General features: G+C 72.5%; 20 protein-coding genes. 10 read left to right on the top strand and 10 right to left on the bottom strand.

Annotated elements, in window-relative coordinates; translation table 11 throughout:
- Window positions 1–8: 8 nt before the first annotated feature.
- A complete protein-coding gene (locus tag ACFZBU_RS32865; protein WP_391587338.1) occupies window positions 9–1472 on the top strand; it encodes a glycosyltransferase 87 family protein in 1464 nt (487 codons plus the stop codon).
- On the opposite strand, the gene ACFZBU_RS32860 is transcribed toward ACFZBU_RS32865, so the two are convergent.
- From ACFZBU_RS32860 to ACFZBU_RS32845, 4 genes are all read right to left on the bottom strand, one after another.
- Window positions 1417–3591 carry a hypothetical protein gene (locus ACFZBU_RS32860; RefSeq protein WP_391587337.1) on the bottom strand — a complete coding sequence of 725 codons (2175 nt, stop codon included), beginning with the start codon at window positions 3589–3591 and terminating at the stop codon, window positions 1417–1419. The two genes, ACFZBU_RS32865 and ACFZBU_RS32860, sit on opposite strands and share 56 nt — an antisense overlap.
- 81 nt (window positions 3592–3672) lie before the next feature.
- Complete coding sequence (gene larC, locus ACFZBU_RS32855; protein ID WP_391587336.1) at window positions 3673–4866, bottom strand: nickel pincer cofactor biosynthesis protein LarC; 1194 nt, start codon at window positions 4864–4866, stop codon at window positions 3673–3675.
- A gap of 124 nt (window positions 4867–4990) precedes the next feature.
- Window positions 4991–5806 carry a nickel pincer cofactor biosynthesis protein LarB gene (gene larB / locus ACFZBU_RS32850; RefSeq protein ID WP_391587411.1) on the bottom strand — a complete coding sequence of 272 codons (816 nt, stop codon included), beginning with the start codon at window positions 5804–5806 and terminating at the stop codon, window positions 4991–4993.
- Window positions 5807–5902: 96 nt separating this feature from the next.
- On the bottom strand, window positions 5903–6343 hold the full coding sequence (locus tag ACFZBU_RS32845) for an ATP-binding protein (RefSeq protein ID WP_391587335.1): 441 nt from the start codon (window positions 6341–6343) through the stop codon (window positions 5903–5905).
- 315 nt (window positions 6344–6658) lie between these two features.
- Between ACFZBU_RS32845 and ACFZBU_RS32840 the strand changes: the two genes are divergently transcribed.
- From ACFZBU_RS32840 to ACFZBU_RS32810, 7 genes are all read left to right on the top strand, one after another.
- Window positions 6659–7387, top strand: coding sequence for a hypothetical protein (locus ACFZBU_RS32840; protein WP_391587334.1), 729 nt, complete (start codon window positions 6659–6661; stop codon window positions 7385–7387).
- A 128-nt stretch (window positions 7388–7515) separates the two neighbouring features.
- Window positions 7516–8265, top strand: a complete 750-nt coding sequence (locus ACFZBU_RS32835; RefSeq protein ID WP_391587333.1) for a YcnI family protein — start codon at window positions 7516–7518, stop codon at window positions 8263–8265.
- A 167-nt stretch (window positions 8266–8432) separates the two neighbouring features.
- On the top strand, window positions 8433–9152 hold the full coding sequence (locus ACFZBU_RS32830) for an SCO family protein (RefSeq protein WP_391587332.1): 720 nt from the start codon (window positions 8433–8435) through the stop codon (window positions 9150–9152).
- A complete protein-coding gene (locus ACFZBU_RS32825; protein WP_391587331.1) occupies window positions 9149–9802 on the top strand; it encodes a copper chaperone PCu(A)C in 654 nt (217 codons plus the stop codon). The genes ACFZBU_RS32830 and ACFZBU_RS32825 overlap by 4 nt, the downstream gene beginning before the upstream one ends.
- Window positions 9789–11606: a copper resistance protein CopC gene (locus ACFZBU_RS32820; protein ID WP_391587330.1), complete on the top strand. Its 1818-nt coding sequence runs from the start codon at window positions 9789–9791 to the stop codon at window positions 11604–11606. The genes ACFZBU_RS32825 and ACFZBU_RS32820 overlap by 14 nt, the downstream gene beginning before the upstream one ends.
- 1142 nt (window positions 11607–12748) lie before the next feature.
- The gene (gene efeB / locus ACFZBU_RS32815) at window positions 12749–14017 is read left to right on the top strand and encodes an iron uptake transporter deferrochelatase/peroxidase subunit (protein ID WP_391587410.1); all 1269 of its coding nucleotides are present in this window, start codon (window positions 12749–12751) and stop codon (window positions 14015–14017) included.
- Between the two features lie 5 nt (window positions 14018–14022).
- Window positions 14023–14448, top strand: coding sequence for a hypothetical protein (locus tag ACFZBU_RS32810; protein ID WP_391587329.1), 426 nt, complete (start codon window positions 14023–14025; stop codon window positions 14446–14448).
- Between the two features lie 186 nt (window positions 14449–14634).
- Here the strand turns inward: ACFZBU_RS32810 and ACFZBU_RS32805 are convergent, their stop codons facing one another.
- Window positions 14635–15612: an NADP-dependent oxidoreductase gene (locus ACFZBU_RS32805; protein ID WP_391587328.1), complete on the bottom strand. Its 978-nt coding sequence runs from the start codon at window positions 15610–15612 to the stop codon at window positions 14635–14637.
- Window positions 15613–15679: 67 nt separating this feature from the next.
- Between ACFZBU_RS32805 and ACFZBU_RS32800 the strand changes: the two genes are divergently transcribed.
- Window positions 15680–16087 carry a winged helix-turn-helix transcriptional regulator gene (locus ACFZBU_RS32800; protein ID WP_391587327.1) on the top strand — a complete coding sequence of 136 codons (408 nt, stop codon included), beginning with the start codon at window positions 15680–15682 and terminating at the stop codon, window positions 16085–16087.
- A gap of 63 nt (window positions 16088–16150) precedes the next feature.
- On the opposite strand, the gene ACFZBU_RS32795 is transcribed toward ACFZBU_RS32800, so the two are convergent.
- From ACFZBU_RS32795 to ACFZBU_RS32775, 5 genes are all read right to left on the bottom strand, one after another.
- Window positions 16151–17218 (bottom strand): hypothetical protein, encoded by a 1068-nt coding sequence (locus ACFZBU_RS32795; protein WP_391587326.1) that lies wholly within the window; start codon window positions 17216–17218, stop codon window positions 16151–16153.
- Window positions 17219–17564: 346 nt separating this feature from the next.
- Window positions 17565–19046, bottom strand: coding sequence for a DHA2 family efflux MFS transporter permease subunit (locus ACFZBU_RS32790; RefSeq protein WP_391587325.1), 1482 nt, complete (start codon window positions 19044–19046; stop codon window positions 17565–17567).
- 236 nt (window positions 19047–19282) lie between these two features.
- A complete protein-coding gene (locus ACFZBU_RS32785) occupies window positions 19283–19771 on the bottom strand; it encodes a MarR family winged helix-turn-helix transcriptional regulator (RefSeq protein WP_391587324.1) in 489 nt (162 codons plus the stop codon).
- A 103-nt stretch (window positions 19772–19874) separates the two neighbouring features.
- On the bottom strand, window positions 19875–20702 hold the full coding sequence (locus ACFZBU_RS32780) for an ABC transporter permease (protein WP_391587323.1): 828 nt from the start codon (window positions 20700–20702) through the stop codon (window positions 19875–19877).
- Entirely contained in the window at window positions 20699–21778 is a 1080-nt protein-coding gene (locus tag ACFZBU_RS32775) for an ATP-binding cassette domain-containing protein (RefSeq protein ID WP_391587322.1), read from the bottom strand. The genes ACFZBU_RS32780 and ACFZBU_RS32775 overlap by 4 nt, the downstream gene beginning before the upstream one ends.
- A gap of 161 nt (window positions 21779–21939) precedes the next feature.
- Here ACFZBU_RS32775 and ACFZBU_RS32770 point away from each other — a divergent pair, with 161 nt between their 5' ends.
- Entirely contained in the window at window positions 21940–22695 is a 756-nt protein-coding gene (locus ACFZBU_RS32770; RefSeq protein WP_391587321.1) for a TetR/AcrR family transcriptional regulator, read from the top strand.
- Window positions 22696–22757: the final 62 nt, after the last annotated feature.

Here is a 22757-nt window from a genome sequence, read left to right as displayed (position 1 = left end):
TGTTTCACGTGGAACATCCGTTTGGGACGCTCGCGCTCGGCCTGTGCGCGCTGGCGATCGCCCTGGTCGTGCTGACCGGCCTGCTCGGGCCCTCGGCCGCCCAGCCGCCGTTGCCGGGCGGGCCGTCCTGGTTGCCGCCGTATCACTTCACGGCCCACCCCGCCGCGGGGTTGGTGACCGGCCTGCTGCTCGCGGCGGCCCTGGTGGGCGCGATCGGCCTCGCGCTGGCGCTGCGCGAACTGGGTCGAGGCTGGGCCCCGGATCCGGGTCGGCTCACCCTCGGCGGCGCACTCGCCGCGCTCGCGGTGGTGTGCGTGCCGCCGATGGGCTCGGCCGACCACCTCGTCTACGCCGCCTACGGGCGCCTGGCGGCCACCGGCGGCGACCCCTACCGGGACACCGCCGCGGCCCTGGTGCGGGACGGGGATCCGGTCGGCATCGCGGTCGAGGCGCCGTGGACCGACGTGCCGTCGGTGTACGGGCCGGTGGCCACCGCGGAGCAGTGGCTCGCGGCCCGGCTCGGCGGCACCTCGGTGCACCAGATCGTGCTGGTGCTGACCCTGCTCGGAGCAGCCGCGTTCGTGCTCACCGGGCTGCTGCTCCAGCGTGCGGCCGGCCCGGATCGGGTCGCCCGGGCCCGGGTGGCGATCCTGTGGTCGCTCAATCCGCTGCTGCTGTTCGTGGCGGTGGGCGCCGGCCATCTGGACGCGTTCGCGCTGGTGTTCGCGGTGGGCGCGCTGGTCGCGGTGCGCCGCTCCCCCGTGCTCGCGGGTGTCCTGGTCGGTCTGGCCTGCGCGGCGAAGGTCTCCCTCGGGCTGTACGTCCTGGCCCTGGCGTGGGGCCTGCGCGGGCGGCCGCGCGCGCTCGGCGCGATGCTCGGGGCGGGGCTCGTGGTCGGCGTCGCGGCCTATCTGCCGGTCGGCTTCGGCGCGTTCGATCAGCTCCGGGAGAACGCCAGGCTGGTCTCGCTCGCGGTGCCGCTGCGGCTGGTGCTGGGTCCGCTGGACTCGGCCGTCGGGCACGACGGGGCACGCTCGCTGATCGGCCTGCTCGGCTGGCTGCTCGCCGCGCTGGTGGTGTGGCTGCTGGCCCGGACCGCCGCCCGGGCCCGGCCCCCGGCGATGGCACACGTACTGCGCGACAGCGCCGCGGCGGCCGCGCTGTTGTCCCTGGCCTGGCTGCTGACCACGCCGTACAGCCTGCCCTGGTACGACGTCGCGGCCTGGGCGCCGCTCGTGCTGCTCGCGCCGTCCGCGCTCGACGGGCTGCTGCTGGCCCGCAGCACGCTCCTGGTGTGCGCGTACGTCCCCGGCCGGGTGATCCCGCTGCCGGACGCGGTGGACACCCTCCAGCGCACCCTGCGCGGCACCGTCGGCCCGTGGGCGGGCGCGGCGATCCTGGTCGCGGTGGTGCTGGTCAGTCGGCGCGCGGGCGGGCCGCCCGCGGCGAACTCTCGAACCCCCGCCGGATAGGCCGCGGCGCCGCCACGGCTGCGATCACCGCGATCGCCAGCGGCGCCGCGATCGTGAGCGCGACCGCCGGGATCTGGATGCCGGAGTCGTTCACCGCGTAGCCGACCACCGCGGTCAGCCAGCACGCGATCAGCGTCGAGCGCAGCCACGGCACCGCCTCGAAGGACCGGGCCAGGGCCGGCGCCCGCCACTTCGACGGATCGCGCACGGCGAGGATGAGCAGCACGAACACGACCGGGATGATCAGCGTGAACGGCGTGGTGAACGAGTGCAGGTTGCCCATGATCTTGCGGTGCAGCGTGTCGCCCGCGTCGCCGTCGAGGATCTCCTGGACGAACCGGCCCAGGTGCGAGCGGCTCGCCGCCGGGCGGCGCCAGTCCAGCACGGCGATGGTGCCGATCACCACGACCGCGCCCAGGCCGACCAAGCCGACCTTGGCCCACGAGATCCGGGTGCCGGTCAGGAGCAGGCCGAGCACCGCCAGGCCCGGGATCAGCGCCAGTACGCCACCGAAGTCGCTGCCGAAGGCCGGCCATCCGTCGGCCACCACCGCGACCGCGCCCACCGCCGAGAGCACCACGATCGCCGCCCGCCGGCGATCGGCGGCGAGCAGCCGGCCCACCGGCCACCCGACGGCGAGCAGCACGGCCATCGCGAAGATCGTCCAGGCGACGTTGCCGAAGCCGTAGAACCGGCCCGCGACCAGCGGGGACAAGCCGAACAGGGTGTTCATCTGGAGCGGCGAGCCGACCATCACGTCGCCGGCCAGGATCACCGCGGTGGCCGCGGCGACCACGCCCGCCGGGCCGTACGGGTGCCTGCGCCAGGGGCCGAGCAGGGCGAGGGCCGCGAGCACGGCGGCGAACGCGACGGTGAGTCCGAGCAGCGTCCAGGCCGGGTCGCCGGCCTGTTCCCACGGCACCAGGCCGACCAGGAAGGACCCGCCGGGGACCGCCCCGAAGAACACCCCGATCACGGTCGCGGTGCGTATCACCGTGCGCCGGGCCCGGGTCCGGCCGCCGCGCGCGAACCGCACGGCGAGCCACAGCGCGATCGCCGCGCAGACGATCGGCAACAGGGTCAGCCAAGTGAAGAAGTACCAGGCCTCGCGCACCGTGCGCGACGCCTGGGCACCCGCGTCGAACAGGCGCAGCTCGTCGATCGCGGCTCCGCCGGACGGGCCCGCCGCCCGGGTGTACACCGCGCCGACCAGCGCGCTCGGCGCGTCGATGCCCAGCGGCGCAAGCAGGCTCGGGGCCAGGTCGGTGAGCTGGACCAGGCCGTCGTTGCGAGTCGAGGTGGCGGTCAGGTAGCCGGAGCCGAAGGTCGTTCCGGACGCGGTGCCGGGGCCGCTCACCAGGAGCGCGCGCAGGTGCGGGGTGCCGGTGTCGTCGGCGAGGCCGGCCACCACGAGTTGCGTGCGCGGCGGCAGCGCGGCGGCGATCCGGGCCACCTGCGCGTCCACCACCCGCAGCCGGTCGGCGCGGTCGACGCCGGGGCCGGTCAGCCCGCCGAGGTCGACCAGGGTCAGGGCGGAACGCTCGATCAGCGCGGTGTCCACGGCGGCCGGATCCGACAGGTAGGCACCGCGCACCCGACCGCTCGGGTCGGCGCTCGCATAGGCCGCGCCGGGGCCGACCGAGGTGACCGCCCCCCCGTGCTCGGCGACCGAGCCGGCCAGTTGCCCGTATCTGGGGTTGTAGCCGAAGTCCTCGTTGCGCTCGACGATCGCGCGCATGTTCGGCACCGTCGCCGAGCCGTCCGGGGCCAGGGTCGGCGGCACCGGCTCGGCGCACGGCTCGGCGCTCCGCGCACCGGTCCGGGCATCCGTCGAGCGGGCACCCGCGCCCGTGGTGAGCCACCCGTCGACGGGACACGCACGCGCATGCACGGTGCGCACCGACATCGCGGCCGAGGTCGCGTGCCCGGCCAGCGCGGCCAGGCCCGGAGTGCCTTCGGCATCGATGTCGGCCCAGGTCAGGCCCGGGATCCCGAGCAGCACGACATGGTCGGCGGCGGCGTCGCGGGCGGGCGCGGCGCCGGCCGACCCGGGCAGCGCCGACACCGCGACCACGGCCGTGAGCAGCGCGAGCAGCAACCGGAGGGGACGAGCGATCACGGGTGCCTGCTCCTCGACGTACGCGGCCAACACGGGGACGAATGATCGCCCCAGGCTATGCGGCGCGCCGCGCTGCCATGTTCAGGGCAGCAATCCGGCCGCGTACGCCGCCGCGGTCGCCGCGCCCATCACCACCTTCACCGGTCGGCCCAGCGACGTGGCCACGGCGGCCACGTCCTCGTACTCCGGCTGGGCGTTGACCACCCTGCCGTCGAACATCGCGGTCTTGACCCGCACCGGCAGACCCTCCACCCGTACGGTGCCGAACTCGCGGGCCAGCGCTCGCTTGGCCACCGGCACGATCCGCGCCCCTATCGTCGAGGTCTCCACGAACACCGTGTGCAGCGCGGCGTCCACCCGGTCCGCCGGGACCAGCACGCACAGCGTGTGGGCCGGGCGGCCCTTCTTCATCAGGATCGGCACCAACCACGCGTCGCCCGCGCCGATCGCGAGCAGTTTGCCCAGCACCGCCGGCCACAGACGCGGGTCGAGGTCGTCCACGTTGGTCTCGATCAGTACGTCCTCGCCGGTCGGTTGGATCCGCTGCGCTTCGCACGGCTCGCCGAGCACGACCCGCACGATGTTGGGCACCTCCTCGACCCGACGGCTGCCCGCGCCGGCCCCGTCCGCGGTGATCCGCAGGGCCGGCATCGGCCCCCAGGTCCGGCACACCGAGGTGAGCAGGGCCGCACCGGTGGGCGTGCACATCTCGTACGGGGCCGGGCCCGCGTACACCGGGGCGGCGGCCACCCGCATCAGTTCGAGCACGGCCGGCACCGGCACCGGCAACACGCCGTGCGCGGCCCGGACGCTGCCGCTGCCCAGCGCGACCGGCGAGCCGACCGCCTCCTCGATGCCCAGTGTGTGCAGCGCCGTGCAGGTGCCGACCACGTCGGCGATCGCGTCCAGCGCGCCGACCTCGTGGAAGTGCACCTCCTCGGGCAGACATCCGTGCGCGCGGGCCTCGGCGTGCGCGAGTCGGCCGAACACGTCGTGCGCCCGGGCATGCACGGGTTCGGGCAGATCGGCCCGGTCGAGCAGGTCGCGGACGTCGTGCCAGGTGCGATGCACATGGCTGTGCACGGTCTTGACGATGGCACGGGTCGCGGCGATCCCGTGTCGGTCGGTGCGTTCGACGGTGATCAGAATCGGTTCGACGCCCACCGCGTCGACGGCTTGCTGGACGGCCTCCAGCGGGGCGCCGGCGTCGATCAGGGCCCCGAGCAGCATGTCGCCGCTCGCACCGGCCTGGCACTGGAACCATGCGATGGCCAAGCGGATACCTCCCGTCGCGGCCACTGTCGCAGCCGACGGGGGGTCCTGCCGGGAAACCGACGAAGCGACCGAAACCGACCGCATTCTTGCGTTTGGCTGTTCCCGTGCTTCGGCGCTCGGTCGGTTAAGGCGTTACGGAGTCGGGCGTTACGGCATCGGGCGTCGCGTCGGTCCGGTCCGACCGAGCGCGCCGCGCCACCCGGGCCGCGAACACGCCCGCCCCGAAGCCGTTGTCGATGTTGCACACCGCGACTCCGGGCGCGCACGAGTTGAGCATCGCCAGCAGCGCCGCGAGGCCGCCGAAGGACGCGCCGTAGCCCACGCTGGTGGGCACCGCGAGCACCGGCACCGACACCAGGCCCGCCACGACACTGGGCAGTGCGCCCTCCATACCGGCGACCACGATCAGACAGTCCGCCGCGTCGAGTTCGGCGTGCACCGCGAGCAGCCGATGGATGCCGGCCACGCCCACGTCCTCGATCCGCTCCACCCGGGCGCCGAACAGGCGCGCGGTGAACGCGGCCTCTCCCGCCACCGCCACGTCCGAGGTGCCCGCGGAGACCACCCGGACCAGGCCGCGGGTCGCCGGCGGCGCGCCCACCGCAACGCACGTGCCGCCGTCGTCGGTGTAGGCCTCGCCGGGAAACGCCGCGTACACCGCCTCGACCACGGCCGCCGAGGCCCGGGTGGCGAGTGCGGGCCGGCGACTCGTCTCGCGCAATCGGCGGAAGAGCGCGACGGTCTGTTCGGGGGTCTTGCCGGCCGCGAAGACCACCTCGGGATCTCCGGTGCGCAGTTCCCGATGGGTGTCCACCCGGGCGAATCCCAGGTCCGCGAAGCCCGCCGCGGGCCCGCGGACGAGGGCGTCGAGCGCCTCGGCCACGCCCGCCTCGCCGGCGGCCACGCGGTCGAGCAATTCCCGTACCTCGGCCCGGTCCACTGCCACGATCGTAGCCTTACGCCGGAACGAGCCCGTCCGGCAAGGCCGTTCGGCCCGGGCCCGGCCGGCACCCCGACCGGGACCCTCGCGCACCGGCTACGACACCGGGACCAGCGCGTCCTTGCGCCAGCGCAGCGTCTTCTCGAAGCGCAACACCGCACCGCGCCTGGGATGGTTGCTGAGCTGCACGTGGTCGGTCATCGCCCGGATCAGCATCAATCCTCGGCCGTTCTCCGCACCCGGACCGACCGCGACCGCCGATCCGCGCAGCCGATCGGGGGGAAAACCCGGGCCGCCGTCGATGATCTCGACCCGACAACAATCACCGGTAATACCGGCACGAATCTGATATTCCGAATACGGCCCGCCCCGGGCGTGCTCCACCACATTCGCGCACGCCTCGGACAGCGCGAGGCCGATCTCCATCGCGATCTCTCGATCCACCCCCGCGGTCTCCATGGCGCCGACCAAAAGCCTGCGCGCCATCGGTACGCTCGCCGTATCCCGTGGCAGGTGGACAGTCCACCTCATGTCCATGAGCGGCCTTTCGACTTCTCTGGGAGTCCGGCTCTATCCGGCGGTCTCTCCCCATTGGCGGGGAGACACACCTGGTTTTATTGCCGCCGGTCGGTCTCGGTATGCGCACATCACTTGATCGGTCGTCAATAGTCCGTGAAGACGATTCGTTCGGCCGCATCCCGGGGACACCACCTGGCCCGCCCCGCGGTGTCGGAACGCCGGCGGGCGGCGACGACGGACGGCGAGCGGGCATTGCCGGCCCCGGGCACAGGGGACCGTCGTGCGATGAGACGATGGGGCGTCATGCAGGCCGTGTCCGTACCTTTCCGCGCTGTGCGCGCCGCCGTGTTCGCGGCGGTCTGCGCCGCGCTCGCGGCATGCGGTCACGCCTGGATGTCGAGCGCGCCGCTGCCGCTGTGGGCGCCCGTCGCCGGTTTCGGTGTGGTGTTCGTCTCGGCCTTCGCCGGCGCCGGTCGGCAGCGCTCCCTCGGCTCGATCACCGCGCTGCTCGCGATGGGCCAACTCGCGCTGCACTCCCTGTTCGCCACGGCCGCGAGCGCCGCCGCGCCCACCGGCTCGGCCCGCCCCGCCGGCTCGGGGGCGAGCACCCTGCTGGACCGACTGCTGTGCGGCCCGCGCGACTCGGCCGGGCACATCCTGCTGCCTCCGGGCTGGACGTCCGAGCAGATCGTGCGCAGCGCGCGGGTGGACCCCGCGCTGTTCCCGGCTCCGGCGCCGAGCGGGCACCACCACATGTCCGGCTCCGGGCCGATGCTGCTGGACGGCGGCACCGCGATGGTGTGCGCACACCTGGTGGCGGCCCTGCTCACCGGCTGGTGGCTGCGGCGCGGCGAAGCCGCGCTGTTCGCCCTGATCGAACTGGCCTCGGCACCGCTGCGCGTGGTGCTCGCGGTGTTGTGCGGCGTGGTGGTCCCGGTCGCCGAGCCGGCGGGCCGAGCCCGGCGGACCGGCGCGGAGCCGGACCTGACCACCCATCAGACGCTGCTTCGGCATGCGGTGACCCGGCGCGGCCCGCCGGTGGAGTACGCGCTCGCCTGCTGATCCCGGATGATCCCGCTCGACCGGGTGCCGGATCGGCGGTGGCGCGTGTCCGCCCTCCTGCCGTCCCCTCCCGGACCGAGGCCGACCCAGTGTGCCCTCGGCCGGATCACCCATGGAGCAGACACCCCATGACCCTGTCCACCACGCGCCGCCGGCTGTCCGTGGCAGCCGCCACGGCCGGCGCCGGCATCCTCTTCTTCGCGGGCTCGGCCTCCGCGCACGTGAGCGTGCAGCCGGGCACCGCCGACCAGGGCTCCTACGCCAAGGTCGCCTTCCGGGTCCCCAACGAGCGCGACGACGCGGGGACCACCAAGCTCGAGATCACCCTGCCCGCCGACAAGCCGCTCACGTCGGTGCAGACCCGGGCGATGCCGGGCTGGAAGGCGGAGGTCGAGAAGACCAAGCTGGCCACGCCGATCGACAACCACGGCAAGCCGCTCACCGAGGTGGTCTCCAAGATCACCTGGACCGCGGACGCCGGCACCCGGGTGAACCCGGGCACGTTCGAGGACTTCGAGGTGTCCATGGGCAAGCTGCCCACCGACACCGACAAGCTCGTCTTCAAGGCCGTGCAGACCTACGACAGCGGCGAGGTCGTGCGCTGGATCGACCTGGCCGGTCCGGACGGCAAGGAGCCGCAGTACCCGGCGCCGACCCTCAAGCTCACCGCCAAGGCGGGCGCCGGCACGACGCCGACCACCGCGTCGGCCAAGCCCTCGACCGACGCCAAGGCGTCCGTCGCCGCGGTCGCCGAGGACAAGAGCGACGACTCGACCGCCCGCACCCTCGGCGTGGTCGGCATCGTGGTCGGCGTACTGGGCCTGGGCGCCGGCGTGTTCGCCGTCCTGCGCGCGTCGCGTCGGGGCACCTCCGCCTGATCCTCGTGTCCCGCTTCGGGCCGGGGCCCTCACCCCGGCTCCGGGCGCGAACTTCCCGGCCCGGGTGCGCGCACCGATCCCATCGGTGCCCGCACCCGGGCCACCGGGCCCGCGCCGACGCCGAACGCGTCGGGAACGAGCCCTCGGCAGCAACGACCTGGAGAACGATGAGCAACGCAACGCAGTCCCTCGGCCGGACCCGCCGCACCGGCCTTCGCCTCGCCGCGCTGGTCGCGGCCGGGCTGCTCGTGGCCACCGGGTGCGGTGACTCCGACAAGTCCGACAACGGCTCGCCGGTGAAGGTGCGCGAGGCGAACTCCAAGTACAAGGGCATCGCCGTCGACCCGCCGTGGAGCAAGCCGGAACTGACCCTGACCGACACCTCCGGGCAGCCGTACGACTTCCGGGCCAAAACGGCCGGGCGCACCACGCTGTTGTACTTCGGCTACACCCACTGCCCGGACGCGTGCCCCACGGTCATGGGCGACATCGTCCGGGCGCTCGGCAAGCTGCCCGCGCAGGACCGGGCCACCGTGGACGTGGTCTTCGTGACCACCGACCCCGAGCGCGACACCCAGGCGGCGCTGCGCGAGTGGCTGGACTCGCTGGACAAGTCCTTCGTCGGCCTGACCGGCCCGTTCGACCGGATCCAGGCCGCCGCGCGCCAGGTCGGGGTCTCCATCGAGCCGCCGACCACCGGCCCGGACGGCAAGGTCGTGAGCACCCACGGCACCCAGGTGATCGCCTTCGCCCCCAACAACGAGGGACCGGTCATGTACAGCGCGAGCAGCGGACTGCTGCCGGACGGCACCCCGAACGGGAACTCCTCCGACGACTTCGCCCATGACCTGCCGCTGCTGATCCACCCCGAGGACGCCAAGAAGTGAAGCTCTTCCCCCTCCCCCGCAAGGCCGTACCGCTCGCCGTCGGCGGCGTGCTGGCGCTCGGGATCGGCGGCGTGCTGGTGGCATGCGCCGACTCCGGCTCCTCCGACGCCGGCGACCGCAGGGCCGCCGCGCCGGCGAACGCGGGCGCCGCCCAGGGCGTCCCGCAACTGCGCATCGTCGACCCGTACATTCCGCAGCCCTCGTCGGCGGACGTCGCGGCGGGCTACCTGATCGTGCAGAACGACGGCGACACCGCCGACCGGCTGCTCTCGGTGACCAGCCCGCTGTCCGGCGAGGTGATGCTGCACCGGACCGGCGGCAACTCGATGCAGCACATTCCGGGTCTGGACGTGCCCGCACACGGCAAGGGCGTGCTGGCCCGCGGCGGCAACCACATCATGTTCATGAACCCGAACAAGGCCGTGAAGAAGGGGGACACCGTGCCGCTGACGCTGACCTTCCAGCACACCGGGCCGGTCACCGTACAGGTGCCCGTGCTCGGGGTGACCGAACGCCCGGGAGACGCACCGACCGCGGGCGCGCCCGCGGCGACCGCACCGGGGACAGCCGCGCCGGGCGGGACCGCGCCGGGCTCGGAAACCTCGTCGGCCGCCCCCGCCGCGGACCACACGGGCCATGCGGGTCACTGACCCGGCGGCCGCCTCGGCGCCGCCCCCGGCCGCGGCCCGCGCCGTTCGCGGGGCCGGCCGCCGTGCGCTCGCGTGGCTGCTCGCGCTGCCCCTGCTGCTCGCCGCGCTCGTGCTCGGCGGGGCCGGGGCGGCGTCGGCGCATGCCGTCCTGGAGTCGTCCAACCCGGCGTCCGGTTCGACCCTGTCGACCGCGCCCGCGACGGTCACGCTGAGGTTCAGCGAGGGTGTGGAGATCGGCCTCGGCGGAGTGAAGGTCTTCGACCCGGCCGGCACCCGGGTCGACAACAATCAGACCAAGCACGGGCCGGACGGCGACACCAGCGTGGTCACCCCACTGCGCGGTGGCCTGCCCACCGGTACCTACACGGTCGCCTGGCGTGCGGTCTCGGCCGACTCGCACCCGATCTCGGGCGCGTTCACCTTCAACATCGGCCAGGCCTCCGGCGGTGTGCGGGTCTCCGACCTGACCGACCAGGGTTCCACCGCGACCGACGTGTCGGAGCAGGCCGCCACCGGGGTCGCCTATCTGTCCTTCGCGGTGCTCGGCGGCGCGGTGCTGTTCCTGCTGATCGCCCGGCCGGCCGCGGTCGGCCGATTCCGGGTCTGGCTGCTGCTGTCCGGTGCGTGGGGCGGGCTGCTGCTGGCCTCGCTCGCGGTGCTGATGCTGCACGGTCCGAACGCCTCCGGCCTGGGCCTGTCCTCGGCGTTCGACGCGGAAGTGCTGCGCGCGACGCTGGACACCAAGCTGGGCAAGGCGATCGCGGTGCGAGTGCTGCTGCTCGGCGCGGCCGGCGCACTGCTCGGCTGGCTGATCGCCTCGCTCGCCCAGGCGGCCGACCGTACCCGGCACATCCTGGCCGGCGTCTGGGCCGTGCTGTGCACCGCGATCGCCGTCACCTGGCCGATCGCCGACCATGCGTCGGTGGGCCGACAGGTCGAACTGGCGATGGCCGCGGACACGCTGCACCTGCTCGCGATGTCGACGTGGCTCGGCGGGCTCGCGATCGTGGTCACGCTGATCCTGCGCCCGGGCGACCCGGCGCCGGAGGCGGGCCTGGACGTGCCGACGGTGCGGATCTTCTCCCGGACCGCGTTCGCCTCGGTGTGCGTGCTGGTGGCGACCGGGTTGTACGCGGCCTGGCGGCAGGTGGGTTCCTTCGCAGCGCTGTTCGACACCACGTTCGGCCTCCTGCTGGTCTTCAAGGTCGACCTGGTGCTGCTGATGCTGGCCGGTGCGTGGGTCTCCCGGCGCTGGCTGATGCGGCAGTTGGAGGCGACCGGCAAGGCCCCGCTCGGAAAGGGCACGGCCGGCAAGAGCACGTCGGGCGGCCCGAGATGGGCCGTGCTGCGCAAGGCGGTCGCGATCGAGGCCGCCCTGGCGATCGCGGTGCTGGGGGTCACCACGGTGCTCACCGACACCGAACCCGGCCGCACCGCGCACGAGCGCGAGCAGGCCGAGGCGGCGGGCCCGTTCAGTCGCACCGTCCCGTTCGACGCCGGTGGCGCGGCGGGCAAGGGCAGGCTCGACGTCACGGTCGACCCGGCCCGGGTGGGGCCCAATGAACTGCACCTCTACTTCTCCGATCCGATCGGGCAGATCCGTGAGGTGGAGGAGCTGACCGTGTCGATGGCGCTCCCGGGCAAGGGCATCGACGGCGCGGACGTGCAGGTGCGCCGGGGTGGTCCCGGACACTGGCTCGGCGATCTGTCGATGCCGATGGCGGGGCGCTGGGAGTTGTCCTTCGCGATCCGTACCTCCGACGTCGATCGCGTCACCGTGACGGTGCCCGTGGAGGTCAAGTGAGGCACGTACGTCGCCTCGTGGTGCTGTTCGTCGCGGTGCTGGCCTGCCTGACCCCGACGAACAGCGCGTTCGCGCAGGAGTTGTCCGGTCAGGGGCCGAGCAACTTCCACACCGTGATGACCTCGCCGAGCAGGCTCGACCCGGGCCTGACGGTCAAGGTGATCGAGAACGGCGCGCGGATGGAACTGCGCAACACCGGCCCGCAGGACGTGATCGTGCTCGGGTACATGAGCGAGCCGTTCCTGCGGATCGGCCGGGGCGGGGTGTTCGAGAACCGTCAGTCGCCAGCCGTACAACTCAGCAGCGAGCGATGGGGCTCGGTCGACGAGAAGTCGAACCTGCAACCGACCGGCGCCCCGCAGTGGCACCGGATCTCCACCGAGCCGGTGGCCCGCTGGTACGACCAGCGGGTGCACTGGATCGTGCAACAGCGGCTGCCACCGAGGGTGATGGCCGATCCCGACCGCGCGCAGCGGATCTCCACCTGGACCGTGCCGATGCGCGTCGGCGACCGTGAACTGGCCGCCACCGGCGAACTGCGCTGGGTGCCCGGACCCAGCCCGTGGCCGGGCATCGCCGGGTCGATCGCACTCGCGTCGGTGGTGCTCGCCGCGGTGTGGTTGCCGCCGGTCCGCCGTCGGGCCCTGCGCGGGTACGGCGTACTCGCGGGCGTGGTCGCGGCGGCGAGCGTGCTGCACCTGGCCCTGGTCGCGGCGGCCCGGGCCGGCGGTCTCGGTGCCTGGGCGGGCGCGTTCCTGGCCGGCAATCTGCTGCAACTGTTGTCCGCGGCGGTCGCGTTCGCGGGCGCGGTGCTGCTGGTCCGGGGTCGGGTGGGCGGCGCGTGGTTGGCCGCGCCGGCGCTCGGTGTGCTGGCGCTGCGGGTGGCCGGTTACGACCTGCCGGTGTTGTGGCGCTCGTCGTCGCCGTTCGTGGGCGGGCTGGTGCCGGACCGGGCGCTGACCGTGCTGGTGCTCGGTGCGGGCCTGGGTACGGCGCTCGCGCTGGTCGTGGTGGTGCGCCGAGGGCCGTCGCCGGCGGTGGCGGCCGACGCGGTGGACCCGGTCGACGTGCCGAATGTGATGGACGGGGAGCGCAGCGCCGAGGGCGCCCGCGAGCCGCTGGAACCTGCGAAGGACGACGTGATGAGCAGCCCGGAATCCCCCGATCGAGCGAGCAGCGGTTCGGCCGTCTCGCGCCGCCGCTTCGTCGGTGTCGCGGGCGCGGCCGGCGCGGGCGGCCTGGTGGTCGGTGCCACCGGCGGCGCGGTCGCGTTCGCGGGCGAGTCCGACGGCGAGGGCGGCCCGGCGCTGACCCGCGTCGGCGCGACCAGCGTGCCGTTTCACGGGAAACATCAGGCCGGCATCACCACGCCGGCCCAGGCCAAGGGCGTCTTCCTGGGCTGGGACCTGGAGCCCGGTGCGGACCGGGCCGCGGTCGCCGCGCTGATGCGGCGCTGGTCGGACGCGGCCGCACAGCTGACCTCGGGCCGACCGGTGGCGGGCGACGACCAGGTCGCGGCGGACGCCGGGGCCTGCTCGTTGACGGTCACCTTCGGCTTCGGCGCCGCCCTGTTCGACAAGGTGGGGCTCGCCGCGAAGCGGCCCGCCGCACTCAAGCCGCTTCCGCCGTTCCCGGACGACGCACTCGACCCCGCCCGCAGCGACGGCGACCTGTTCGTCCAGGTGTGCGCGGACGACGGTCTGGTCGCCTTCGGCGCGGTCCGCGCATTGCAGAAGCTGGCCAAGGGGGTGGCCCGGATCCGCTGGCAGATGAACGGCTTCGCCCGCTCGCCGGGCGCCACGGCCAAGCCGATGACGCATCGGAACCTGATGGGCCAGATCGACGGCAGCAACAATCCGAAGCCGGCCGACCCCAAGTTCGACGAGAAGATCTTCGTCACCACGGCCGCGGGTCCCGAACAGGCCTGGACGACCGGCGGCACGTACGTGGTCTTCCGCCGGATCCGGATGTTGCTCGACGCCTGGGACGGCCTCGACAAGGGCCACCAGGAGCGGGTGATCGGCCGGAGCAAGGACACCGGCGCACCGCTGACCGGCGGCGGCGAGCACAGCGCCGCCGACTTCGGCAAGCGCGGTCCCGACGGCGAACTGGTGATCACCGCGAACGCCCACATGCGGGTCGCGGCACCTGAGTTCAACCGGGGGGCGACGATGTTGCGGCGCGGCTACTCCTACCACGACGGGTTCGGCACGGACGGCGCGCCGGACGCCGGGCTGCTGTTCGTCGCGTGGCAGCACGATCCCGACGACGGCTTCGTGCCGATCCAGCGCAAGCTGGCCCGCGGCGACGCGCTCTCCCCGTTCCTGCGGCACGAGGCGAGCGCGCTGTTCGTGATTCCGCCGGGGTGCGCCCCGGGCGGGTATGTCGGTCAATCCCTGCTGGAGGGCTGAGTCCGATGCGGCGTCGATGGTTGGTCGGGGCACTGGCCCTGCCGCTGCTGCTCACCGGCTGCGGGAGTTGGGGGGCGGAGGGCGGCCCCGGTTCGTACATGGGCGAGGCCGAGGCGACCGCCGCGGCGTCCGAGGGCGTCGCGGCACTGGGCACGGACGGGGTGCAGCGGATCGAGTTGCGGGTGGACGACAAGCTGCGCTTCTCGCCGTCGGTGATCCGCGCCCGGACCGGCCCGCTGGTGATCACGCTGGCGGACACCGGGATCACGCCGCACCAGATGATCCTGCCCGGCGGTGCGCCGGTCGCGCCGTCCGAGGGCGGCAAGTCCCAGGACATCAAGCTGAGTTTCGGCCGGCCGGGCTCGTACACGTTCAACTGCATGTATCACGTGGGCACCGGGATGGCGGGCACGATCGAGATCACCGAGTAGGGCGGCATGGGCTGGGTGCCGTGGGGCGGGGTGGGCGCGACCGGGCGGGACGCGTGTGGTCGAAGCCCGGCACTCCGGCCGGCTGCGGCGGCGGGAGTGCCGGGCTTCGCCTGCGCCCCGACCGCACATTTCGGTGCGGGTGGTGCGTGCGGTGCTGCGGACCGGGCGCGAGGTTCGCCGCCGGGCTCAGGGGATCAGCACGATCTTGCCGGTGGTGCGGTTCGCCTCGGCCGTCTCGTGTGCCTTGACCACCTCGGCCAGCGGGAAGGTCTCGCTGACGATCGGGCGCAGCTCGCCGGCGTCCGCCGACTCGCCGATCAGAGCCAGGCGCTCGGGATTGGGGTCCAGGTCGAAGGTGAGCCCGCGCCGGCCCGCCGCCTCGGCCTTGGCCGCGGTGGCGTCGGCGGCGGGCGGGTTGGTGATGTTGAGCAGGAGGCCGCCGGGGCGGAGCGTGGGCAGCGAGCGGTCCTCGTAGTCGCCGCCGATCAGGTCGAGGACGACGTCCACGTCCCGGACCGCCGTGCCGAAGTCGGTGGTCGTGTAGTCCACGATCTCGTCCACCCCCAGCTCGCGCAGCAGTTCGTGCTTGGCCGCGCTCGCCGTGCCGATCACGTACGCGCCCCGGGACTTGGCGATCTGCACCGCCAGGTGTCCGACGCCGCCCGCAGCCGCGTGGATCAGCACCCGTTGGCCGGGCCCCACCCCGGCGCCCTCGACCAAGGCCTGCCATGCGATGGACGCGGACAGCGGCAGCGCCGCGGCGTGCACGTGGTCGAGCGAGGTCGGCTTCGGCGCGAACGACGACTCCGAGGCCACCACGAACTCCGCGTAGCCACCCGCCAGGTGCGGGAAGTCCGGGATGCCGTACACCTCGTCGCCGACCGCGAAGCGCCGCACTCCCTCACCGACCCCCGCCACGACACCGGAGACGTCCCAGCCGAGGGTGAACGGCGGCACCAGCCACATCCCGCCGGCCCGGATCTTGGTGTCGATCGGGTTGACCCCCGCGGCGCGCACTTCGACCAGTACCTCGCCGGGTCCTGGCGTGGGTATCGCGGTCTCGATCAGCCGGAGGACCTCCGGGCCGCCGAGCCTGTCCTGATGCACGGTGATCATGTTCGTGTGCGAGTCCGTCTGCGGGTTCGTCTGCGTGTTCGTCGTCATGCGGGCAAGCTTCGGCGTTCCGGTATGTATTTGTGAAGAAGGCACTTTCCTGGTACCTGGGTACCTCATGCATACCCCTCCCGACCTGCGTCCTTTCGGCGGCGCCGACGTATATCTCAGCGACTGCGCGTCCCGGGCCGTGCTGCACCTGATCGCGAACAAGTGGGTGGCCCTCGTCGTCGGGGCGCTGCACCCGGGCACGCTGCGGTACGCGGAACTGCGCCGCCGACTGGGCGGCATCACCAAGAAGATGCTCACCCAGACCCTGCGCGATCTGGAACGCAACGGCCTGGTCCGGCGCACGGTCCATCCGACCGTGCCGCCCCAGGTCGAGTACTCGCTGACCGAACTCGGCGACAGCGTGAGCGGCCTGATGGAGGCGATCCGGGTCTGGTCGGAAAGCCACATCGAGGAGATCGCAGCAGCACAACTGGCCTACGAGGAAGCAGCGACGACCCGAACGGCCGCGGTCTGACGAACCCGGCACGAGTCGACGCGGGCGCGGGTCCCCCACGGGTCAGGACAGGTTCCGCGCGGATCAGCGCCGGTCACGCGCTTCGCGAAGTGCCGCTCGGAGCTTGGCCACGCCGGTGTCGGCCGTGTGGGCATAGTTGTCGCTTCGGCAGTCGACGCAGATCATCCGGTCGCCGGGCGTACCCGGTGCCCCGCCGGCCGCGTCGCCTGCGCACGTTCCGCACCGCGCGTCGAGGCGTTCGGACGGCGGTGCCGGGGCTTGCGCAGGAATCTTCGGAAGCGGTGCGCGGGTGCGAATCCTCGGGGACGGCGCGGGAGCGAGCGGCCACGGCGGGATGTAGCCGGGGTCCGCCGGCGGCATCTTGCTCCGCAGCCGATGTTCGACCAACCGCGCGGGGGCGGCGATCCGATCGGGCAGGCCGCAGGTGAGGGCGAACAGGACCCGGTGGTAAGGGACTCCGCGTGCGAGCCACTGCGCGGCCAGGGGCGTGAGGAAATCGATCTCGCGCGTGCCCAGGGTCAGGCGGGGGGCATCGAGGCGGAGTTCGACCAGCAATTGTCCGGCCTGCTCGATGTGTTCGGGAAACACGAACGAGTCGAGCGACTCGTGGCCGGCCGGGGACGCGCGTGCACGCGCTTCGCGCGCGCACGTCTCGGTCGTGGGGTGGGGGGTGGGAAGGGAGCCCCCACACGTATTCGTCTTGTTCGTATCGGGGGGTTTACCGACCGACCGCGGGGCCGTCGGCCGGCCGGTTGCCGGGACCCTGGCCGTCGGTACGACCAGGCACTTCTCCCCTTCCCGCGCGGCGGCGTCGAGTTCGGCGAAGGGGTCGGCGGCGTTGGGGTCCTCGCACAGCACGGTCTGGGTGATCAGGCGCCCGCGCTCGTCCCGGATGGTCCGCCGACGCAGGTAGCCGTGCTCCTGGAGCTGGGCGAAGTAGCGGCGGATGGTACTCCGGCCTTCACGACGGCACTTGGCGGCGATCGCGCGCGAGTCGTAGGTGGCGACATGCCGCCGGGAGAGCAGTTCCTCGGCCAGTCCGCGAGCGCCGTACTCCAACCGGTCGTCGCGGGCGAGGGAGTTGGTCACCTGAACGAAGTCGCGCTTGTGCTCGGCCCGGACGATGGTCATCGGGCCGCACCCGAAGGGGTGGGATATGCGCGGTTGGGCCTTGCGGCGTAGGGGTTTTGGGTACGGTGGAAAACATCCATACGGGATTTGGCTTTCATCTCGTATCGGGTAGGCCCCTGGTGCGGTGGTAGCACACCGCGCTGGGGCCGAAACCGGCTCAGCAAGCTTCTTACGTAGCGTGAGCCTAGGGTGACCAATCCTCCGGAAGATCCAAATCCCATAGGATTCACCCAAACGGGTCTATATGCCGCAACTTACGCACTCATCGGGCGAGTTCTCGGGCGCTCCGGGCGGATGCCGAAGGCCCCCGCCGCAGGAGCGGCAAGGGCCTCGGGACGGTCGACGATCAGAGGGCGTGTACTGGCAACTCGGCCGGCGCCTTGGTGTCCTCCTCCGCGTTTTCCGCAATCACGGTCGACTCCCCGTCCCGGTTCGGGGAGCGCAGAACCAGCAGGGTGAGGACGATCGCGGCGGCGATCAGGCCGGCGCCGATGCCGAAGGCGAGGGTGTAGCCGCCGGTCAGCGCGTCGGCAGTGGACCTGCCCTCGGCGAGCAGCCGTTCCGCCTTGGCGCCGGCGAGCGTGTTCAGGACGGCCAGCCCGAGTGCGCCGCCGACCTGCTGGGTGGTGTTGAACAGACCGCCGACCACCCCGGCGTCCTCGGCGGTGGCCCCGGACATGCCCAGCGTGGTGAGCGCCGGGATGGCCAGACCGAAGCCGGCCAGCAACAGCATCGCGGGCAGCACGTCGGTGACGTAGTCGCCGTCGGCCGGCACCCGGGCCAGGAACAGCAGCCCGACCAGGAGCAGAGCCAGGCCGGCGATCACGACGTTGCGCTCGCCGAAGCGGGCGTTGATCCGGGCCGAGAAGCCGAGCGTGACGATGCCGATGACGACCGCCGACGGCAACATCGCAACACCCGTGCGGGCCGCGCCGTAGCCGAGCACGTGCTGGAGGTACAGCGCGATCATCAACTGGAAGGCGAACAGCGCGCCGACCATCAGCATCTGGATCGCGTTGGCTCCCGACACCCGCGCCGACCGGAACACCCGCAGCGGCAACAGCGGCGTCCGCGCCCTGCCCTGGCGGACCACGAAGCCGAGGATCAGCAGCAGCGAGACCGCACCCATGCCGAGCGTGCGCACCGAGGCCCAGCCCTGCGCGTCGGCCTCCACGATCGTGTGGACGAGCACCATCAGACCGGACGTGATCAGCAGCGCGCCCCACAGATCCGCCCCCGCGGACCGCCCGAGCCCCCGGTCGGCGACCAGCAGGCGGAAGGCGAGCACGGTGGCCGCGACGCCGATCGGCACGTTGACGAAGAAGATCCAGTGCCACGTGAAGGTCTCGGTGAGCAGCCCGCCGAGCACGAGGCCGATCGAGGCACCCGCCGCGCCGACGAAGCTGAACGCGCCGATCGCCTTGGCCCGCTCGCGCGGATCCGGGAACAGCGTGACGATCATCCCGATCGCCACCGCCGACGACATCGCGCCGCCGATGCCCTGGAGGAAGCGGGCGGCGATCAGCAGTTCGGGCCCGGTCGCCACACCGCACAGCAGCGACGCGGCGGTGAAGACGACCATGCCGGCGATGAACATCCGGCGCCGCCCGATCAGGTCGCCGAGCCGACCGGCGAGGAGCAGCAGGCCGCCGAAGGCGATCCCGTACGCGTTGACCACCCAGGCCAGGCCCGACTGGGAAAAGTCCAGGTCGCTCTGGATGGCGGGCAACGCCACGGTGACGATCGTGCCGTCGAGGACCACCATCAACACCCCGGCACACAGCACCGCGAGCGCCGACCAGCGTGACCTGTCCGTCGATACGGCCATGCGTGACATATCTGCTCATCTCCCCTGGACGACCGGTCGGCGGACGACCGACTCACAGGAGTGACATTAGCAGATAGTTTTGTTGTAGACGATCTCTCTCGGACTCTTCTTCTATAGACCATTCTTCTACGGACTCTTCTTGGCCGGATCCTTCCGTGGCTCGGGCGGCCGGCCCCTCGCGCGCGGGCACGCCCTCGCGCGGGGCCGGCCGCCCGGGGACCCGACCACCCGAGGGCCTACCGCTTCGGCGTCCTGGCCCGCCGTACCGTCACCTCGGACTCGACCGGCTTCGCGAGCACTCCGCCGACCAGGCGGGTCAGCGCGGACATGAACACCGTGCGCTCGTCCTCGGGCAGCGCCTCCAGCACCTCGCGATGCACGCCGTCGACGATCCCGCGTCCCGCTCGGATCAGGTCGCGCCCGGCGTCGGTCACCACGATGATCCGCGCCCGTCGGTCGGTCGGTGCGGGCCGCCGCTCGGCCAGCCCGGCCTGCTCCAGCTCGTCCATGGTGACCACCATCGTGGTCTTGTCCAGATCGGCCAGCTCGGCCACCTGGGCCTGGGTCAGGTCCTGATCGACCGCGTGCGCAAGCACGCAGAAGCTGCGCGGCGTGACGTCGATCGCCGCGAGTGCGGCCGCCATCCGGGTGTTCATCACGTGCCCGGCGTGCACGAACATGCCGGTCATGTCCAGGACGGTCGGGGCCAGGCTCTCGGTAGTCATACAGGCAGCGTAACAAGATAGGTAAGCCAATAGATTGTTCCGTAGCGGATCTATGGTCGCCCGGTCGCCGCGTCGGCGTCATCCGTGACCGGTCGAGCATCGATCAGCGGCCGAGTGCCCGGAAGCGCCGCACCGCGAGCGGCAGGAAGAGCGCGGTGATCAGCACCGGCCAAACCATCGCCATCGCCAACGCGTGCTCCTCGATCCAGCCGTCCCCGTGTGGAGCCGGATTGCCGAACAGGTCGCGGATCGCGTTCGCGGTGGACGAGACCGGATTCCACATCGCCACCGTGCCCAGCCACTGCGGCATCATCGACGGCGGCGTGAAGACGCTGGAGACGATGCCGAACGGGAAGGCCACGGCGAACAGGCTGCCCGCCGTCTCCGCGTCGGGCACCAGCAGCCCCAGGTACACGCCGACCCAGGTCAGCGAGAAGCGCAACAGCAGCAACAACCCGAAGGCGGCCAGGGCTTCCGGCAGGGTGCCGTCCGGGCGCCATCCGACGACGAGCGCGATCGCCGCGAGCACGGCGAGGTCGACGCTCGCGCCGAGCACATCGGCGACCCCTCGCCCGGTGACCACCGCCGAGGGCGCCATCGGCATCGAGCGGTAGCGGTCCATCACGCCGAGCCCGCGGGTGAACGCGACGATCGTCGCGGTGCTCATGAACCCCTGCGCCATGGTCATCGCGAACATCCCGGGCAGCGCGTAGTCCCGGTAGTCGACCGAGCCGCCCACATCCATCGCGCTGCCGAAGACGTACACGAACAGCAGTACGGACACGATCGGGAAGCCCAACTGCCAGGCCAGAGCGCTCGGTTGTCGGGCGATGTGCACCAGTTCGTTGCGCACGACGGTCAGACAGTCCGCGATCGCCCAGTACAACCGGCGTTCGGGCACCTCGGCCGGGGGCACGGTGGTCGCGCTCACGGACGGATCCCCTCCTCGACGGGTGCGGCCGACGTCCGGCTCGACGGGTGCGGGCGGTCGGAGCCGGCCCCCGGTCGGTTCGGCTCCCGGGCACTTCGGCCGGTCAGCCGCAGGAAGACCTCGTCCAGGGTCGGCCGGCGCACCCCGATGTCCTCGATCGCGATCCCCTCGTCCTGACAGGTCCGGGCCACGTTGGTGAGCGCCGCGACCCGATCGTCGACCGGCGCGGTCACCCGTCGTTCCTCGCGGTCGAGCACCGGCTCGCCGGCCGAGTCGGCCACCCGGGCCAGCACCTCGACCACGCGCGGCAGGTCGACCGCATCGCGTACGACGATCTCGATGCGATCGCCGCCCAGTTCGCGCTTGAGCCGATCCGGGGTGTCGTCGGCGATCTTGCGGCCACGGTCGAGCACCGCGATCCGGTCCGCCAACTTGTCCGCCTCGTCCAGGTATTGCGTGGTCAGCAACACCGCGGTGCCGCCCGCGAGCAACGAACGCACCGCTTCCCAGACCTCGTTGCGCCCGCGCGGATCGAGGCCGGTGGTCGGCTCGTCCAGGAAGAGCACGTCCGGGGCGAGGATCATGCTCACGGCCAGGTCGAGCCGCCGGCGCATGCCGCCGCTGTACTGCCGGACCCCCCGGTCCGCGGCCTCGACCAGGCCGAACTGCTCCAGCAGTTCGTCGGCCCGGCGTGCCGCCCGGCGTCGGTCCAGATGGAACAGGCGTCCGAACAGGATCAGGTTGCGCCGCCCCGTCACCACTTCGTCGACTGCCGGGTGTTGGCCGACCAGTCCGATGTGTCGGCGCACCCGCCGGGGATCTCCGGTCACGTCGTGGCCGGCGACCAGGGCCCGGCCACCGTCCGGGCGCAGCAGTGTGGACAGGATCCGGACCGCCGTGGTCTTGCCCGCCCCGTTGGGGCCGAGCAGTCCCTGTACGGTGCCGCGCGGCACGGTCAGGTCGAAATCGTCGAGTGCGCGGGTGGTGCCGTAGCGCTTGGTCAGGCCCTGCGCGAGGACCGCGTGGCTCGTGGTTTCCGGTGACGTTTCCATCGGCGCTCGCATCGACGTTCCCATCGGTCTCCTTCTCGACCTCCGCCAAACCGAGTACACCGTACCCGATTGCGCGTACGGCGTACCCAGTTCGGATCGACGGGTCGGCGCCGCTGCGCCGGGGCCGTGAGGCATCGACGCACCGTCCTCGGGCAACCGAACCGGACTCCTACGATGGGGACACCATGACGAGCACCGACCACACCGGCAGCGGCGACCTCACCCGCAGCCTCGAACTGCTGTGGGGCGTGGACCGGAAACCGGCCCGAGGCCCCAAGCCGGCGCTGACCCTGGACGGGATCGTCACGGCCGCGATCGCCGTCGCCGACGCAGAGGGGCTGGACGCGGTCTCGATGCGTCGCGTGGCCGCCGAGATCGGCTCCGGCACGATGTCGCTCTATCGCTACGTCCCGGGCAAGGCCGAGTTGATCGACCTGATGGTCGACAGGGTCAACGCGCCCGGCGACGGCGCCGAATTTTCCCCCGGACTCGGCTGGCGTGGCGCGCTGGAGCAGGTCGCTCGCGGTATCTGGCGGATGTACAACCGCCACCCGTGGTTGCTCGGCGTCGATCAGGCCCGGCCGGTCCTGGGCCCCAACTCGTTGCAGGCCCTGGAGTTCACGCTGGCCGCGATCGGGGACGCGAGGTTGTCGGACCGGGAGAAGCTGACGGTCCTGTCGATCATCGACGGCGGCTACGTCAGCGGTATGGCGCGCACCCACTTCAACACCGTGCGCGCGGCGCAGCGCACCGGCGTCAGCGACGAGCAGTTCTGGGCCGCCCAGGCCCCGCTGCTGAACGCGGCGATGGCGAGCGGGCGCTACCCGAAACTGGCCGCGCTCGCCGAGGACAGCTTCACCCAGGACGGCGAGGCAGCGTTCGAGTTCGGCCTGCAACGCCTGCTCGACGGCCTGGAGACGTTCATCGACCGCCGAACCTGACGCTCGATCACGCCGGATGTCGGATTCGACGGACAAGGCCCCCGGAAGCGGAACCGGCCGGC

The sequence above is a fragment of the Embleya sp. NPDC008237 genome, assembly GCF_042956465.1.
GTDB lineage: Bacteria > Actinomycetota > Actinomycetes > Streptomycetales > Streptomycetaceae > Embleya.
The sequence above is the reverse complement of the archived record's forward strand: the minus strand, read 5'-3'. Positions and strand labels throughout refer to the sequence as shown.

Bases quoted from the DNA above. Each gene is read 5' to 3' on its own strand.
- ACFZBU_RS32845 (WP_391587335.1), bottom strand. From the start codon at position 6,343: ATGGACATGAGGTGGACTGTCCACCTGCCACGGGATACGGCGAGCGTA.
- ACFZBU_RS32835 (WP_391587333.1), top strand. From the start codon at position 7,516: ATGACCCTGTCCACCACGCGCCGCCGGCTGTCCGTGGCAGCCGCCACG.
- ACFZBU_RS32830 (WP_391587332.1), top strand. From the start codon at position 8,433: ATGAGCAACGCAACGCAGTCCCTCGGCCGGACCCGCCGCACCGGCCTT.
- ACFZBU_RS32820 (WP_391587330.1), top strand. From the start codon at position 9,789: ATGCGGGTCACTGACCCGGCGGCCGCCTCGGCGCCGCCCCCGGCCGCG.
- efeB (WP_391587410.1), top strand. From the start codon at position 12,749: ATGAGCAGCCCGGAATCCCCCGATCGAGCGAGCAGCGGTTCGGCCGTC.
- ACFZBU_RS32810 (WP_391587329.1), top strand. From the start codon at position 14,023: ATGCGGCGTCGATGGTTGGTCGGGGCACTGGCCCTGCCGCTGCTGCTC.
- ACFZBU_RS32805 (WP_391587328.1), bottom strand. From the start codon at position 15,612: ATGACGACGAACACGCAGACGAACCCGCAGACGGACTCGCACACGAAC.
- ACFZBU_RS32800 (WP_391587327.1), top strand. From the start codon at position 15,680: ATGCATACCCCTCCCGACCTGCGTCCTTTCGGCGGCGCCGACGTATAT.
- ACFZBU_RS32795 (WP_391587326.1), bottom strand. From the start codon at position 17,218: ATGACCATCGTCCGGGCCGAGCACAAGCGCGACTTCGTTCAGGTGACC.
- ACFZBU_RS32790 (WP_391587325.1), bottom strand. From the start codon at position 19,046: ATGGCCGTATCGACGGACAGGTCACGCTGGTCGGCGCTCGCGGTGCTG.
- ACFZBU_RS32785 (WP_391587324.1), bottom strand. From the start codon at position 19,771: ATGACTACCGAGAGCCTGGCCCCGACCGTCCTGGACATGACCGGCATG.
- ACFZBU_RS32775 (WP_391587322.1), bottom strand. From the start codon at position 21,778: ATGGGAACGTCGATGCGAGCGCCGATGGAAACGTCACCGGAAACCACG.
- ACFZBU_RS32770 (WP_391587321.1), top strand. From the start codon at position 21,940: ATGACGAGCACCGACCACACCGGCAGCGGCGACCTCACCCGCAGCCTC.